17 protein-coding genes and 3 tRNA genes are annotated in these 15,867 nt (G+C 36.8%); 1 reads left to right on the forward strand and 19 read right to left on the reverse strand.

What is annotated here, in order from left to right:
• Window positions 1-84 precede the first annotated feature (84 nt).
• Complete coding sequence (locus tag AC07UM_RS05565; RefSeq protein WP_494684776.1) at window positions 85-993, forward strand: hypothetical protein; 909 nt, start codon at window positions 85-87, stop codon at window positions 991-993.
• A gap of 450 nt (window positions 994-1,443) precedes the next feature.
• Here the strand turns inward: AC07UM_RS05565 and AC07UM_RS05570 are convergent, their stop codons facing one another.
• The 19 genes from AC07UM_RS05570 to AC07UM_RS05660 all read right to left on the reverse strand — a co-directional run bounded on the left by AC07UM_RS05570 (window position 1,444) and on the right by AC07UM_RS05660 (window position 15,816).
• On the reverse strand, window positions 1,444-1,605 hold the full coding sequence (locus AC07UM_RS05570) for a hypothetical protein (RefSeq protein WP_494684777.1): 162 nt from the start codon (window positions 1,603-1,605) through the stop codon (window positions 1,444-1,446).
• Window positions 1,606-1,839: 234 nt separating this feature from the next.
• Window positions 1,840-1,913, reverse strand: a tRNA-Asp gene (locus tag AC07UM_RS05575).
• Window positions 1,914-1,945: 32 nt separating this feature from the next.
• Window positions 1,946-2,019: transfer RNA gene (locus tag AC07UM_RS05580), tRNA-Asp, on the reverse strand.
• Between the two features lie 33 nt (window positions 2,020-2,052).
• Window positions 2,053-2,126 (reverse strand) — tRNA-Asp (locus tag AC07UM_RS05585).
• Window positions 2,127-2,252: 126 nt separating this feature from the next.
• Window positions 2,253-2,570, reverse strand: a complete 318-nt coding sequence (trxA, locus tag AC07UM_RS05590) for a thioredoxin (protein WP_103231720.1) — start codon at window positions 2,568-2,570, stop codon at window positions 2,253-2,255.
• A gap of 84 nt (window positions 2,571-2,654) precedes the next feature.
• The gene (locus AC07UM_RS05595) at window positions 2,655-3,830 is read right to left on the reverse strand and encodes a cysteine desulfurase family protein (RefSeq protein ID WP_494684778.1); all 1,176 of its coding nucleotides are present in this window, start codon (window positions 3,828-3,830) and stop codon (window positions 2,655-2,657) included.
• Between the two features lie 2 nt (window positions 3,831-3,832).
• The gene (locus AC07UM_RS05600) at window positions 3,833-4,303 is read right to left on the reverse strand and encodes a hypothetical protein (protein ID WP_494684779.1); all 471 of its coding nucleotides are present in this window, start codon (window positions 4,301-4,303) and stop codon (window positions 3,833-3,835) included.
• 24 nt (window positions 4,304-4,327) lie between these two features.
• Window positions 4,328-4,915, reverse strand: coding sequence for an HAD family hydrolase (locus AC07UM_RS05605; RefSeq protein ID WP_124530535.1), 588 nt, complete (start codon window positions 4,913-4,915; stop codon window positions 4,328-4,330).
• A 5-nt stretch (window positions 4,916-4,920) separates the two neighbouring features.
• Window positions 4,921-5,646: an SDR family NAD(P)-dependent oxidoreductase gene (locus tag AC07UM_RS05610; RefSeq protein WP_494684780.1), complete on the reverse strand. Its 726-nt coding sequence runs from the start codon at window positions 5,644-5,646 to the stop codon at window positions 4,921-4,923.
• Window positions 5,646-6,965 (reverse strand): FAD-binding oxidoreductase, encoded by a 1,320-nt coding sequence (locus tag AC07UM_RS05615; protein ID WP_494684781.1) that lies wholly within the window; start codon window positions 6,963-6,965, stop codon window positions 5,646-5,648. Before AC07UM_RS05615 ends, AC07UM_RS05610 begins: the two co-directional genes overlap by 1 nt.
• Window positions 6,962-7,849 carry a decaprenyl-phosphate phosphoribosyltransferase gene (locus AC07UM_RS05620; RefSeq protein WP_494684782.1) on the reverse strand — a complete coding sequence of 296 codons (888 nt, stop codon included), beginning with the start codon at window positions 7,847-7,849 and terminating at the stop codon, window positions 6,962-6,964. The genes AC07UM_RS05615 and AC07UM_RS05620 overlap by 4 nt, the downstream gene beginning before the upstream one ends.
• Before the next feature lie 107 nt (window positions 7,850-7,956).
• Window positions 7,957-8,646 (reverse strand): YiaD family glycine zipper/OmpA-like lipoprotein, encoded by a 690-nt coding sequence (locus tag AC07UM_RS05625; RefSeq protein ID WP_103231726.1) that lies wholly within the window; start codon window positions 8,644-8,646, stop codon window positions 7,957-7,959.
• A 26-nt stretch (window positions 8,647-8,672) separates the two neighbouring features.
• Entirely contained in the window at window positions 8,673-9,164 is a 492-nt protein-coding gene (locus AC07UM_RS05630) for a hypothetical protein (protein WP_494684783.1), read from the reverse strand.
• Window positions 9,165-9,289: 125 nt separating this feature from the next.
• A complete protein-coding gene (locus AC07UM_RS05635) occupies window positions 9,290-10,972 on the reverse strand; it encodes a S8 family serine peptidase (RefSeq protein ID WP_494684784.1) in 1,683 nt (560 codons plus the stop codon).
• 87 nt (window positions 10,973-11,059) lie between these two features.
• Window positions 11,060-11,683, reverse strand: coding sequence for a WbqC family protein (locus tag AC07UM_RS05640; RefSeq protein ID WP_494684785.1), 624 nt, complete (start codon window positions 11,681-11,683; stop codon window positions 11,060-11,062).
• 59 nt (window positions 11,684-11,742) lie between these two features.
• Window positions 11,743-13,386, reverse strand: a complete 1,644-nt coding sequence (gene lepB, locus AC07UM_RS05645) for a signal peptidase I (protein WP_494684786.1) — start codon at window positions 13,384-13,386, stop codon at window positions 11,743-11,745.
• Window positions 13,387-13,520: 134 nt separating this feature from the next.
• On the reverse strand, window positions 13,521-14,222 hold the full coding sequence (dapB, locus tag AC07UM_RS05650; protein WP_109738788.1) for a 4-hydroxy-tetrahydrodipicolinate reductase: 702 nt from the start codon (window positions 14,220-14,222) through the stop codon (window positions 13,521-13,523).
• Window positions 14,223-14,286: 64 nt separating this feature from the next.
• Complete coding sequence (locus AC07UM_RS05655) at window positions 14,287-14,925, reverse strand: DUF5683 domain-containing protein (protein WP_494684787.1); 639 nt, start codon at window positions 14,923-14,925, stop codon at window positions 14,287-14,289.
• Window positions 14,926-15,816: a ParB/RepB/Spo0J family partition protein gene (locus AC07UM_RS05660; protein WP_105704329.1), complete on the reverse strand. Its 891-nt coding sequence runs from the start codon at window positions 15,814-15,816 to the stop codon at window positions 14,926-14,928.
• Between the last annotated feature and the right edge of the window lie 51 nt (window positions 15,817-15,867).

A 15,867-nucleotide genomic window follows, 5' to 3' on the forward strand; every position in this document is an offset into this window, starting at 1 on the left:
CTTCTGAAAAACAAGCAGTATATATCAGGAAACTTTAGACAAGTTCGATAAATAAAAGCACATTAAATTAAAAAATGAAACACAATGAAAAAAAATATTTTTACCTTATTAGCAGTGACAAGCTCACTCTTCTTATTCTCGCAAGTTGGAATTAAAACAACAGCACCCTCTAGTACATTAGATGTAAAAGGTTCTATTGAAGGTAACTTTCGAGAAATAACAGCAACAGAAACCCTTAATGCTACCGACTATCACGTCTCATTTTCTGGAACATCGAACTCAGTTTTAAATTTACCTACTAAGTCATCTACGGATAACACCACTGCAGATTTCAGAGGAAGAAAGTATTACATAAAAAATAACAGTGTAGCTAATCTACTGACCTTAACCGCTGCCACAGGTGAAACGTTGCGTCTTGGTGGCGGCGGCCCAGTTAGTACATTTGCTATAAATCCCGGAACTTTTGTAATTATAACTGCCAGTGGTATAAACGGTTGGGATATAGATCTTACAAGTGTTATTAATAATAATTGGTCCTTGGTTAATAGTGATCTAAATGGTATAATAAATACTTTTCAAGCTATACCGGTAGGGACGACTTATACAACAATCAATAATAGTGCTGTCACTGTTGTCGTTCCTCCTGGTGCAGCACTATCTAAAGTAGCATTAAACTTTACAGGTTGGGGCCATGTTCTAACTGGTGTAAATAAAACAGGTTCATTACGTTTCCAAATTCTTCAAACAGGAGCATCCTCTGCAGTATATAATTCGGTAATGATGAGTTCTTGGGCTGGGGGCGATGTTGCAACAACTATTCGATTTAATTTTCCAGTATTATATACAATAAATAATCTTGCACCTGGAACATATACATTTAGGGTACAGGTAGTAAGAGAAGAGGAAGGTGCAGGAGCGGTGGTTGCAGGCACTGATAATTTTGGGATTTGGGGAATTCAGGCTAAAGGAGATGTTTATATTAAAGATAATTAGAAATTAAATGTAGACTCCTCGATTTCTTATATAAAATATAATGATAAGAAAGAATTATTCCCAAACAAAACGAGGAGTCTTTAATAATTAATATATAGTGACAATTATTTTATTAGAGGTTTTAAACAATTAGGTATCATAATATTTATTAAAATATAACATTCTTCTTCATATTAATTATTCAATATCCTTCCCCCTCACAGAATTATTATTCCCACTTTACTTAAAAATATATGATGAGAAAAACGAGGGGGGATTTTTAAACATAATAAACTTTGACTTTAAAGAAATTAACATTGGCAGATTGATAGAACAACGAGTTATGGAAACGGGAGTTTCTATGGATAAGATCATAGGATTTCTAAAATACAGTGAAGAAGAAGTGAAAGAAATGCAGCATTGAAGCTGGTCTTTTGATTAGATGGAGTAAACTTTTGGAGTATGATTTTTTCAGGATCTTTTCCCATCATTTGATATTGTATTTTCCTCCTTCTGGAATCGGTCAAATCGAAGATTACCATCAATGGTAATTCGCAAGTAAATAGGAGCCTCTCCTACAGAATTAACCTTAGCTTTCTTTACATAGAAAAGTAAACTAAATGTCTTGTTCATTTTGTGTGGCTTTTAAGATTTAAAATTAACCTTAGCAAAACCTTATTACAAGATATTCAGTTTCTGAACTTGCTCCTGAACAGGTTTTGTCTGAATTTCCAGTGACCTTTTTTAACCTGTTTCAACAGTCCACTTTCAGATTGTGCTTTTTTTAACTCTCTGAACCGATACAAAACAAAAAATGCTTTAAAACAGATGTTTTAAAGCATTTTCACTATTTTGATTTAATAGTTGCGATCCGGACGGGACTCGAACCCGCGACCTCCGCCGTGACAGGGCGGCATTCTAACCAGCTGAACTACCGGATCAATTTTTTTAAAAGAAATTGATAAAACTTCTGCGATCCGGACGGGACTCGAACCCGCGACCTCCGCCGTGACAGGGCGGCATTCTAACCAGCTGAACTACCGGATCTAATTTTTTTAAAAAGTAAATTGAAAACTTTTGCGATCCGGACGGGACTCGAACCCGCGACCTCCGCCGTGACAGGGCGGCATTCTAACCAACTGAACTACCGGATCTAATTTGTAAAGAACTTCCTTTCTTTTTCGTGGTTGCAAAATTACACCTTTTTTCGTTACCTGCAAATTATTTTCAAAAAAAATGCCTCCCAATCATGGAAGGCATTCATTATCAAACTTTATTTTTTATAAGTGAGCGCTTAATTTTTCAGCGATTACCTCTTTTGGAGCCACACCTACTAATTTGTCTACTACTTCTCCATTCTTAAAAATAAGAACTGTAGGAATATTTCTGATCCCATACTGCATAGAGATTTCCTGGTTGTTGTCTACATCCACTTTCCCAACTACTGCTTTCCCTTCAAAATCTGATGCTACCTCTTCGATGATTGGTCCTAAAGTTCTGCAAGGTCCACACCATACTGCCCAGAAGTCTACTAATACTGGTTTATCTGATTTTAAAACCATATCCTGAAATGAGCTGTCTGTAATTTCTAAAGCCATTTTGTTTCTTTTATTTTAATTAATATTATTTTTCTTTTTTATCCTCTATTGGATATTCAAAATTACGATTTTTAGAGCATAAGACTATCTATGCTCAACATTAGTTTTTTCTATAGTGTAATCGCTTGAAATTTCCTTTAGAGCCTTCGCCAATGCGTCAATTTCTGCCTTTGTAGTCATATGGCTGAAAGAAATACGTAATGGAGTACAGTGATCCATTTCATCTTCAGAAAGCACCATCATCATGACCATTGAAGGTTTAGATGCACCGGAAGAGCATGCGCTTCCTTGAGAAATTGCAATTCCTTTCATATCCAGCTGAAGTCCGATTAAAGGATTTTTGTAGGGAAGCAATGCACTTAAAACACTGTCAACACTATTCTCCATTTCTCCACTTCTTCCATTGAATTTAATATTGGGAACCTCTGCAGATAATTTTTCAATAGCGTATTCTTTAATGTCTCTGATATGACCAGCATAAGCCTCCATATTGTTGATGCAAAGCTCTAAAGCCTTACCTAACCCTACGATACCGGCAACATTTTCAGTTCCGGCTCTCAGGCTTCTTTCCTGAGGTCCACCCGTAATAATTCCTTTCAAACCAGTAGCTTTTCTAATAAAAGCAAAGCCTACTCCTTTTGGACCATGGAATTTATGAGCACTGCAAGAAGCAAAATCTACAAGGATATCTGAAAAATCAAATTCCATATGGGCCATTGTCTTCACCGTATCGGAATGGTAAAGAGCATTATTTGCTTTGCATATTGCTGCAATTTTTTTAATATCAACAATATTTCCGATTTCATTATTGGCATGCATTAAGCTTACCAATGTTTTTTTATCTGAAGCTTTTAACAGCTCTTCTAATGTATTCAGGTCAATATCTCCTTTTTCATTGGGACGGATGTAGTTTACTTCTACTCCTTTTCTGCTTTTCATATCCAGAATACTTTCAGAAACACATTTATGTTCCAGAGGAGAGCTTATGATTCTTTCTACACCAAGGTGTTCTACCGAGGATTTGATAATCATATTGTTGGATTCTGTTCCACAGGAAGTGAAAATGATTTCTGCAGGACTTACATGAAGATAGTCTGCAACCTGTCTTCTCACATTTTCAATAAGGATTTTTGCTTCCTGGCCAAAGCTGTGCGTTGAAGACGGGTTTCCGAAGTTCATCTTCATAGTGCCAACCATTGCATCTATAACTTCTTCTGCAAGCGGTGTGGTTGCGGCATTATCTAAATATATTTTATCCATTATTATTTTGAATATTTTAATTCTACGGAGGTAAATTGGTAGTCTGCAGGAACAGTGAAAATAAACCATGGGTTGGAAAGCACCTGAATTTCCATTCCACCGGAAGGTTCTCCCGCCGGAACTTCTACATACAGAATGTTATTTTTCACAGAGATCCCTTTAATTTCTGAGATACTGTGACTTCCTGATCTGAAACCACCTAAATTGTAGAGAACAACCTTTTTATCTTTAGGAAATTGCGGGTACTTGACATAAGATCCATCATCTCCTGTCCCTATAACGCCAAAACTTCCTTTGATTGTATTGCGAAAATCTTTTTCTTCTTTAATGATTCTAAAGCCTGCCTGTTCTGTACCTCCCTGTGACTGGGAAACAATAAGTTCTGTATTTTCTTGCATATCAGGGGATTTCTGAGATGATGTGCTTGCACAACTCATAAAAGTGAGTGCAGATGCAATTAACAAGCTTTTCATTTTCTACAATTTTATCTCCCAAAATTAATGAAAAAATTGGTAATGTCCCTCATTTGCCCACTTCAACATTGGACGATCTCCTGAAGTATCCCCAAAAGCAATAATTTTATCGTACTTAGAGTCGTTGATTTCTTCTTTAATTCGTACCAGTTTTTCTTTCCCGTTGCAGTTTTTTCCTACAAAATTTCCTGTGAAAACTCCGTTCTTAAACTCTGCCCGCGTAGAAACAAGCTCCATTTTCAGTTCTTCGGCAAAAGGTTTTACCCAGATATCTAATGAAGCGGTCACCAATAAACTCTGTATATTATTCCTATCGATATTTTTTATAAAGTCTAGTGCATTTTCCCTCACAATTTTAGGATAATGCTGTTCAAAAAATTGTTTAGACTTCAATTCTATCTTTTCCTGAGTCTGTCCTTTCAAAATAGAACCGATAAAGCTTTTTTTCACTTTTTCTGTTTCAGCGAGTTTCAGCTTCAACAGAATAAAGAGCGGTACGTGTCTTAAAAATTGTATCCGGTATTTTGTAGAATCGTAGAATTTAAGATACATAAACATGGTATCTTTATACGTCAGGGTTCCGTCAAAATCAAAACAATACAATTTTTTCATTTTTCTTAAAGCTTTAATTTCTTGAATATAAACTCAGGGATATTCCTGATAATCATCATAATAATACTCCAAACCGGCAAAACATATGCCACATTTTTCTTCTTTTTGAAGGCTTTATAAATACAGGCCGCCGCTTGTTTCGGCGTTGCTGTCAATTTTGGATTTAAAGGCAGACCTTCCGTCATCTTGGTCGCCATAAATCCTGGTTTTATCGTAAGAACATGTACTTTTTTATCAAAAAGATAGTTTCTCAAACCACTCAAATAAGCTGTAAAAGCAGCTTTTGCACTTCCGTAGATGAAATTACTCTGTCTTCCCCTATCTCCTGCCACTGAAGAAAGCCCGATAATCGTTCCGGATCTTCTGTTTTCAAATTTATGGGCAAAATAATTCATCACCGGAACCAACTTTGAGTAATTGATATCTATGATACGTTCTGTATTTCTGTTATCATACAACCCTTCTTCTGTTCCTTCGCCCAAATATCCTACGGCACAAAATAATACATTTGAATTGATATTATCAAATCTATTGTAATCTATTTCTTTTGTCAGGTCCAGTTCGATGACTTCCGCCTGCTGCAGAAACTTGACATCAATATGCCTTGCAAACCGTTCTGTAGTTTCTTTATTTGAGGTAAAAAGATAGATCTTTTCAAATTTTTCTCCTTCCCGAAGTGCTTTTTCCACAAAAGCCTGTGCCACTTCAGATGTACTTCCCAGAACTATCATTATGAATTGTTGTTTATGATTCTTTTGTGCTGTAAAGACACAAATTTAGGATTTTGAATATTTTTCAGATAATTGGTCAATGATGATCTGCTCATGCTGTCTTTGGTAAGGTAAATTCTCCCTCCGAATTCCTGAACAATGCTATCAAGCTGATCTACCAGTTTTTTTAGTTTTGAATTGACCTTAAAATCCAGGGCCAGGGTATACCCTTCTACAGGGAATGAATTATACGCCTGAGGGTTGTCCTTTCCAAAGAGTTTTAAAACAGCTAAGAACGATCCGTTTCCACTATTGGCGATCGTTTCAAGGATTCTTTTCATCCCTTCTTTTCCTGCTTCTTTAGGAATTACCATCTGATATTGTATAAAACCGGATTTTCCATAGATCTTATTCCAGTTATTAATGGCATCCAGAGGATAGAAAAATGTTTCGTAATCAATGAAGTTTTTCACTTCTTTTTTAGATTGTTTTTTATAGTAAAGCCAGTTGAAAATTTTCACCGTAAATGCATTCAATACAAATCCCGGAAAATAAAAAGGAACTGTAGGCTGTAATTTTTTCTTCAACCGTAAAGGAGTTTTCGCAAAATTCTGGGGAAGCTCATGTTGAAAAGCATGCTCTCCTCTCATCAGAATACTTCTTCCGATATCTTTTCCTTTCTGAAGACAATCGATCCAGGCAACCGTATAGGTCCAGCTTTCACTTTCTTCAAACAGTTTAAAAATTTCATCCAGATTTTCCGCTTTAATGCTTTCCTGACGGATATAAGCGGATTCTATATTTTTAAGCTTAAATTTTGCTGTAAGAATAATTCCTGTAAGTCCCATTCCACCGATGGTAGCCCAGAATTTCTCCACATTTTCTTCTCTGGAGCAGGTAATAATTTCCCCTTTCTCAGTCATGAGCTTAAATTCAATCACATATTCTGAAAAACAACCTTCCGCATGATGATTTTTTCCATGAACATCAGAAGCGATAGCACCTCCTACTGATATAAATTTTGTCCCTGGAGTAACATACAGAAAGTATCCCTGTGGAACTGCTATTTCCAGAACATCTGAAAGCAGCACCCCGGATTCACATTCTATCACTCCGTTTAAACGGTCAAAATTGATGAATTTATTTAATTTTTTCGTTGAAAATATAGATTCTCCCAACGAAGCATCTCCATAGCATCTTCCGTTCCCTCTTGCAATAATTTCGTTGTGATTGAGTACAAATTCCTTTATTTTTTTGAAACTGTCCTCAGATCTCATTTCTTTCTCCACTACCGGGAAATTTCCCCAGTTTGTAACTTTCTGTGTGAAATTAGGCTTCATTTCTTAAAATAAATTTGAATTAAAAATGCAGCTACCCAAAGTAATAGGGTAACCTGTATGTATCGGTCTCTGTACACAATTTTTGTAGGAGATTCCGTTCTGTTGTAAACCAATGTCTGCTGAAGATATCTCAACAACGCAAAGACTACGAAAATTACCGTATAAAAAACTCTCTCATGGAATCTTTCCTGAACTTCCGGTGACAGAGTAAACATCAGATAACACACAATAGCCAGCGTAATAGAAATGGATAATGCAATATCTGCAAACTGAACGTTATAGCCATCCAGTGCCCGTCTTGTTTTTCCTGAAACCTGTGCATTGATAAGCTCTCCTCTTCTTTTCCCGATAGCCAGTACTAATGCCAATACGAATGTTAACAGAATTGCCCATTGTGAAATACTGATTCCGGTAATATACCCTCCAGCCAGTACACGCAGTACAAATCCTATGGCAATAATGAAAATATCAATGATTGGGACATGCTTGAGCCTGAAAGTATAGGCCAAATTCATCACCACATAAAATCCTATGATGATCGCAAACTTCCAAAGCAGTTCATGGAAATAGATCTTTGTAAAAAATACAAGAGCAATATCTGCAATGACAAGCCCCAAAAGAATTCCTATAGCTTTTGATTTTGAAATAGCTCCACTCGCCAACGGTCTTCTTCTTTTTTCAGGATGTTTTCTGTCTGCTTCTATATCATTATAATCATTCAGAATATACACAACACTTGCCGCAAGCGAAAAGATAACAAATGCGAAAATGCTCTTGAGAAGCAGATCTATGTTGGTAATATTACCCGAAAAGAATAGAGGGACAAATACAAAAAGGTTTTTCACCCATTGCTCCACACGAAGCAGCTTTAAATATTTCTTCATTTATGTTATTTCAAGTACAAAAATAATCAATTCAAAATTTATAGCATAAAAATACAAAAAAAACCGCCGGGGCGGTCTTTTACGAAAATATTTATATATTAAATTAACTATTGCCCTTGTTTGGCTTCATTAATCATTTTTTCATTTGCAGTAATGGCAAACTCAACTCTTCTGTTTTTAGCTCTTCCTTCATCAGTATCATTGCTAGCAACCGGCATATTTTTACCTTCTCCTTTTGAAAACATTCTGCTAGATGCAATTCCTTTTCCTACTAAATAAGCTTTTACAGCATCTGCTCTTCTTTGAGAAAGCGCCATATTGTAAGCATCTTTACCTACACTGTCTGTATACCCATAGATATTGATGTTGGTATCTGCATTGTTTACCAATACTGTAGCTAATTTGTCCAGGTTAGTCTGAGCAACAGAAGTAAGGTTTGAAGAGTCGAAAGCAAAGTTTACAATACTTTCATTCATAGTCACTTTAATACCATCACCTACTCTTTCTACCTGTGCTCCTGGTAAAGTTTCTTTAATATCTCTAGCCTGCTTATCCATTTTGTTACCGATAACGTTACCTGCAACACCACCGATAATACCTCCTAATACAGCACCAATAGCTCCGTTTCCTCCTCTTCCTACATTGTTTCCTAAGATCCCTCCAAGAACAGCTCCTGAAGCAACTCCTACAGCTGTACCTCTTTGTTGGTGATTTGAATTCTGAACCGCCTCACAACTTGTCAGTAATAATGCTGATGACAAGAAAAGGGCTCCTACGTATGTTTTTGTAAATTTCATTTTTTTTGATCTTTTATGTTGATATATTATTTCATTCCTGCTCTCTGGAAGTTGTAAACTACTTTTACATTACCTCCTTCAAAAGGAACATCTTGCTGAAGTGAAAACTGATCTGTTGTCTGATTGATCAGGGTAAGGCTATATCCTACAGTATTTTGTTTTGCTTTCGTACCTCCGGCAATTTTTTTAAACATAAACGTGTTACCGTCTTTTATTTCAAACTTGATGGGCTGTGTAATTGTCGGGCAATCTCCGCCTCCGTTCAAAGTATACGCTCCTGTCCAGTTGTTAGGAATCAATCTCCAGTGGCTTCCTACGAAGCACTGCGCATCTGCACCTTCGTCAAAAGGTTTGATTTTATACCCTTTTTCGTAATCTATGCTCACAATCTGCCAATCTCCTTTCATTTTAAGGAAATCAGCTCTTTGATTTTGAGATGTAGCTGCTTTGTTAACAGAGGAACACGACACTGCAAAAAGTGATGTTCCCAACATCCCTGCAAGTAGTAACTTTTTCATTTTGTTGTTTATTATTTTGTTATTATAAAGTTACAAAAAACCGTGCCAAAATTTAAAATAAAAAATAAAAAGTCCGAAAAAAATTCGGACTTTTTATGACTTCTCCTTAAACACAGGGAGATAAATTATTTTTTAACAGCCTTTTTTACGGATTTCGAAGGCTTAGCAGTGCCTGTCGCCTTTCCTTTGTAGAAATTGGTATAAGCATATTCTGCCGCTTTTTTCAGGTCGATAACTCCACCTGCCTGAGATTCATCTGCAAATCCGTTTGCTGTACTCGGATTGCTGCTTTTCACAAGAGCTTCAATGATCTGATAGGGTTTCAGATCTGGCATATATGCTAACAAAACAGCGGCTCCTCCGGCTACCACTGGTGATGCCATAGAAGTTCCCTGAAGATATTTATATTCGTTTTTCGGAACTGTAGAATAGATTTCTTCTCCCGGAGCGAAAACATTGACCATTTTTTTATTGAAGTTAGAGAAATCGGCTCTCAAAGCACTATTTTTATTGGTGCTTGCTCCTACCACAAGAACGTTGCTTACAAATGGTTTTTCATCCGTAACATTTTTAAAGTTGGTAGGATATGCCAAATGCTCTGCTACATCTTCATTTTCGTTACCTGCAGCTTTTACTAAAAGAACGCCTTTATCTTCGGCATATTTAAAAGCATCCCAAACTACATTCTTACCAGGAGAAACAGGTTTTCCGAAACTCATATTTAAAACTTTCGCACCATTATCTACTGCATATCTTATTGCATTGGCAACGTCTTTATCTCTTTCATCTCCATTCGGAACTGTTCTTACAGACATGATTTTAGCCACTTTGGAAGCAACCCCGTACTGAACTTCTTTTCCTTGTGGAAGTCCTGCAATAATACCTGCTACGTGAGTTCCGTGTTCTGCATCTGCCCCTTCATAATGGTTGTTCCCGTAGATTTTTTCAGAATAATCATCGTAGTTATCCCCTACTATTTCTTTTCTCGGATCATATGAAAGGTCATATTGTTTTGCTGCCGGAGCAAAATGATCTATTGCCTCCTTCATCTCCTCTTTCATCTTTTTCTCAAACTCAGCAGATGATTTTCCTTTGAATTCCGGACTTTGGGAAATCTGACCTAAGAAATCCAATGCAATAGCATCTTTCTGATCTGTAGGCGCTTTAATTGCTGAAATAGTTTCACCTGTTACAGGCTTACCTGCTAATAATTTTACCATATTAGGAATCAGCTCGTTCAGCATAGAATAGGTCTGAAAATTTTGTTTTGCCTCGATACTTTTTTTATTGAACATATCTTTGGCCTTCATATACATATCAAACTCCTCCTTCATCTTAGCCTGGTTGGCTTTGTTCTTTGCAGAATCATCTCCTTCGAAAATGGGCTTATATTTTGCAACGACTCTTGTCACCTCCATATTATCGATATCAATATCACCATTTTTGCCTCCTATGAAGTTCCATCCGTGTACATCATCGATATATCCGTTTCCGTCGTCATCTTTACCGTTGCCTGGAATTTCGTTAGGGTTTGACCATAGGTTTTTTACCAATCCGGGGTGGTCTACCTGTACTCCACTGTCTAAAACTCCAACGACCACGGTTTTAAGCTTCAGTCCTTTAGATTCTAAATATTTATAAGCATTTGCCGTATTTACACCATATACTTTTGAAGTCGCAAAATCTTTATGATACCATGTCATCAGATCTTTATCTTCACTAGGGTCAATACTCTTAGCTTTAGATTCCTGTGCAAAAGAGAAACTAAAACCTGCTAAAAAAACTGCAGCTAATAATACCTTTTTCATATGTTGATATTTAATTTTTTAAAGCAATATGTCAATCACCATCTTCATCTGTTGTATGCTGAAAATTTCTTCAATAGCGATTGTATGCTAATATGATTGTTTTATATTTTTCAAATATATGAGTGATTCCGGGCCTTTATTACAAATAAGGTCAAGAATCGACAAGTCTTCCAAAAACCCGAATTTATCCGAAAACGTCTGGTAATATTCTTCCATTTGAAATTCTGAAGGAACCTTTGCCGAAAACTTTTCTCTGAAATTGATTTCTTCAGGGTTTTTGATATACTCTTCATTCAAAGACTGTGCCTTTTCTGTTTTTAGTATCTGTTGGATAACTTCTATCCCTTTAAGGTTAAAATCAAGAAGAAACTTTTCTTTAAGGTCAAATATTTTTCTGAGCTTATCTTCATAATACTCGAAATAGGGAGAACTTTGATAGGCTGTTTTGATTGATTTCCAATGGAGGGCTCTCCAGTCTTCACGGTAAGAGATTTCAATGTCTTTAAATTCTCTTTTTCCGTTATGAGCGATGGGAATGATTAATGATAATTTTCCGTTAGCCCCATATATATTGGTTCTGCTTCTATAGGTCTGTTTTGGAAAGCTTTCAAACTGTTCAAATACAATATTATTCTCAGGGTTCACAAACACTGAAAACCATGAAATCGGGGGCATATAAAATGCCGGCAATAATACATTCTTCATATTCATAATACAAAAATGAAGTATTTTTTCAAATACTTCATTCTATTTTAAGTTTAATTTTTTTATTAGCTGTCTTCAGTTTTTTTCTTTCCGAATAGTTTTACGAAATACTCCCATCCGAAGAACAAGATCAGGATCATCGCTGCAACCCACCAGTAAGAGGTTTTATTAGCTTCCCCTGTATTGGTTGCTTTGAACATTCTGTCCCAACGAATTTTAAATGGCGCCTGATAAGTAGAACTGCTATCTGAGAAAGCACCCTGAAGGCTCATCCATGTAAACATAGGTTTTCCTACAATATTTTCTTCAGGAACGAAACCAAAGAATCTTGCATCTAAAGACGCATCTCTGTTGTCTCCTATCATCATATAATAATCCTGTTGAATAGTATATTGGCTGGTTTCTTTTCCGTTGATCAAGATCTTTCCGTTCTTTTTCTCTAAGCTGTTGTGCTCGTATTCAGAAATGATCCACTGATACATAGGCAGTGTTTCCTGATTAACTGTTACCACATCTCCTTTTTTAGGAATTCTTACCGGACCATACCAGTCCTGATTCCAAGGCTTGTTGATTGGGAAGATAGATTGTGTCGTATCAATTTTAGTTTTGGCTTCGTCTCTGTAATATACTGCGGCTTCTCCTTTTGGAGATACCTCTTCTTTCATATCCAGAACCTGAGACATTCCTTTAATTTCTTTAGCCGTTTTGTCTGTTAGCCCCTGAAAAGCATAAAGGTATCCTTTTTCAGTCTGTAATTCCTGAACCGGTAAAAATCCGTAGGTATTGTATAACGAAGGAATATCCAGCTGACTTCCTGTTGTTACAATATATCTGTGCTGTACTTCCTGATCTCCTAAAACAGTTTCCGGTTTTCCGTTAACGAAAAGTCTTCCGGCTCTCATTTCAAAAGTATCACCTGCTGTAGCTACACATCTTTTTACATAAGGATCTTTTCTGTCAATTGCTGTATGCACAGAATCTCGGGGATAGTTGAAAACTACCACATCATTTTTCTGTGGCTTATCGAATTGTAAGATTCTTGTATAAGGAAGTTTCACTCCATCCACATAAGATTTCGGATCATCTTTAGGGTTTCCTTTTTGTCCCGTATCCATAATTGTCCCCTGAAGGAAAGGTATTGCTACCGGACGCATCGGAAGTCTGTATCCATAGCTCCATTTGTTTACAAAAAGGAAGTCTCCCACCAATAATGTTCTTTCCATAGATCCAGTAGGAATCCCGAAAGGCTGTGTTACAAAAACGTGAATGATCGTTGCAAATACTACCGCAAAGGTAATAGAACCCACGAATGTATCTTTCTTTTTGTCATTTTTCTCTTCGTCTGTAAGAAACAGGTCGTTTGCATTTTCATCTTCTAACTCTACATCTTTAGAATAGTTGATCACCGCCATATAGATAAATGGCAGAATCACGGTAAGAATCTGATCTTTGAAAAGCGTCTTTCCAAACTTTTTCACTAAGTAAAGGTGGAAAACAGACATCATGATTGGCCCTACAATCGGAAGATAAGATAGGATTGCCCACCATTTCGGATGTTTTGTTTCTTTCAGAATGATGAAATAGTTATAGAAAGGGATAAAAGCAAATAAAGGGTTATAGCCCATTTTCTTGAACAGTTTCCAAGATGAAACCCCCATTAATACGGATAATATGAGGACATATACTGTATAAGTTAAAAAATAATTCATAAATTTTTGTGCCTATTCTTATGATATAAATGATAAAATGATGAGTAATAAATGATAACAGCCATCCGCTATTTACAATTCACTATTCATCATTTTCTGTTTATTTGTCTGCAATTTACAGAATTTGTTACAAATTAAAGTCCCAAAACGTCTTTCATTGCGAAGTTTCCTTTTTTATCTTTAATCCATTCTGCGGCTACTACAGCCCCCAGTGCAAATCCGTTTCTGTTGAAAGCGGTATGCTTGATTTCGATTTCGTCTACTTCGCTTCTATAATACACGCTGTGAGTTCCCGGTACTTCATCTTCACGTACCGCAAAAATCCCCAGCTGCTTGCCTTCTGTTTCTTCCAGCTTCCAGGCATCAAATTTTGGGTTGTTTTGGATGATTCCTTCTGCAATGGAGATAGCTGTTCCACTTGGAGCATCTTTTTTATGGATGTGGTGAATTTCTTCCAACTGGCAAGAGTATTCATCTACATTTTTCATCAGACCAGCCAATTTTTCGTTTAAAGCAAAAAATAAATTCACTCCTAAACTAAAGTTGGAACCATATAGGAAAGCTGTACCATTTTCTACAGCCAGTTTTTCTATTTCAGCTTTTTGATCCAGCCAGCCTGTCGTTCCGCAGATCACCGGAATTTTATTTTCAAGACAAGCTTTTATGTTTTCAAATGCCACTTCCGGTAATGAGAATTCAATCACAACATCCGGATTATTAAGATTTTCAGCAGTTGGGGTTTCCTTCAGACGGGCAACTACTTCATGACCTCTCTTCTGAGCGATCTCATCAATGATCTTACCCATTTTACCATAACCAACTAATGCTATTTTCATATGATCTTTTTATTTTTTTACTACTGCATTCAATCCTAAGATCTTTCTACAGGTATATTGTATTTTAAAATCTGTAACTTAAACTGAAGCCTGTTTTTGGAGCGCTGTACCCATATTGATCCTGAATAACTGATGGTTTAAAAACCAGATCCGGGTCATGACGGCTTTCATAAAGATGTGCATCTACTACTGCATCTACAATATTCAGGATATAGATCAATCCTGTAATAGCAATCGCATAATCTCTTTGTCTTTTGGCCCTGTCCTGAGCATTCCCCAAAGCTCTTTTATCTAAAAACGGGTGACTGTCTACAAATTCATTCGGTGTCCCGTTCAGTTTTGCTATATAATATTCGCGGTATTTTCGATATTGATTGTCATTCCAGACTGCAATACCAACTCCCGCTCCTACTGCTCCCCAAACAATGGGAATCTTCCAGTATTTTTTATTATAAAACTGTCCCAATCCTGGAAAAACAGCAGAATATAATCCTGCTCTGGTAGGATTCAGTTTTATCGTTTTTACTGTCGGGCCATTTGCTTTTTCAAGATCTTCAATGATCTTTGCTTCTGTTTTGCCTGGCTTTACCACACGAGGTTCTTCTTTCGGAAGAGTCTGCATCCGAACGGTATCAATAGGTTTTACTTGTGAGTAAGCCAGCACAGCAATACACAAGAAAAATGTGAAAAATATTTTCTTCATTTATTTAATATGGGATAAAATATATTCCAGCTCTTCTTCGTTTTTGAAGTCCAGAACAATTTTACCTTTTTTACCATTTCCAGAAGTTTTGATCTCCACTTTAATATCCAGGATATCTGCGATGGTCTTCTGAGCTTTTTTATAGTTATTGGAAAGTTCCACATTGGCTTTTTTTGCCGCGGGAGACTTTGGGTTCTTCAATGCGGCAGCTGCCTGCTCTGACTGACGAACATTTAATTTTTCTTTGATGATAAGACCAAATAAAACCTGCTGATCTTCTTCACTTTCAAGACTGATAATAGCTCTACCGTGTCCTGCAGAAATCTCACCACTTCTGATGGCATTCTGAATATCCGGGTTTAGTCTTAACAATCTGATGGAGTTGGTGATGGTACTTCTGTCCTTTCCTACTCTCTGGCTCAGGTTTTCCTGAGTAAGACCGATCTCTTCCAAAAGTCTATGATAAGTCAAAGCAATTTCGATGGCATCAAGATCTTCCCTCTGGATATTCTCAACAAGAGCCATCTCAAGAAGCTCCTGATCATTTACTAAACGGATATAAGCGGGAATAGTCGTAAACCCGGCAATTTTAGTTGCTCTGTAACGTCTTTCCCCGGAAATGATTTCAAATCTTTCTCCGTCTTTTCTCAGGGTAATCGGCTGGATTACGCCCAGGTTTTTGATCGACTGCGCGAGTTCGTTTAATGCTTTTTCATCAAAATAAGTTCTCGGCTGCGTCGGGTTCGGATAGATATCTTCAAGCGCAACTTCTACAATATTTCCTACAAACTTATCTGCTCCTTCATCAGTAGCTGAATTGACAGTTGCTTTAGATTCTGCACTTAAAATGGCGCCCAAGCCGCGTCCCATAGCTCTTTTTTTGTCCTTCATAGATATAATTGATAAATGATGTTTGATAAGCGATGGCTAGCATTCACTTAT

This window comes from Chryseobacterium sp. GW821-FHT04C04 (assembly GCF_059420365.1).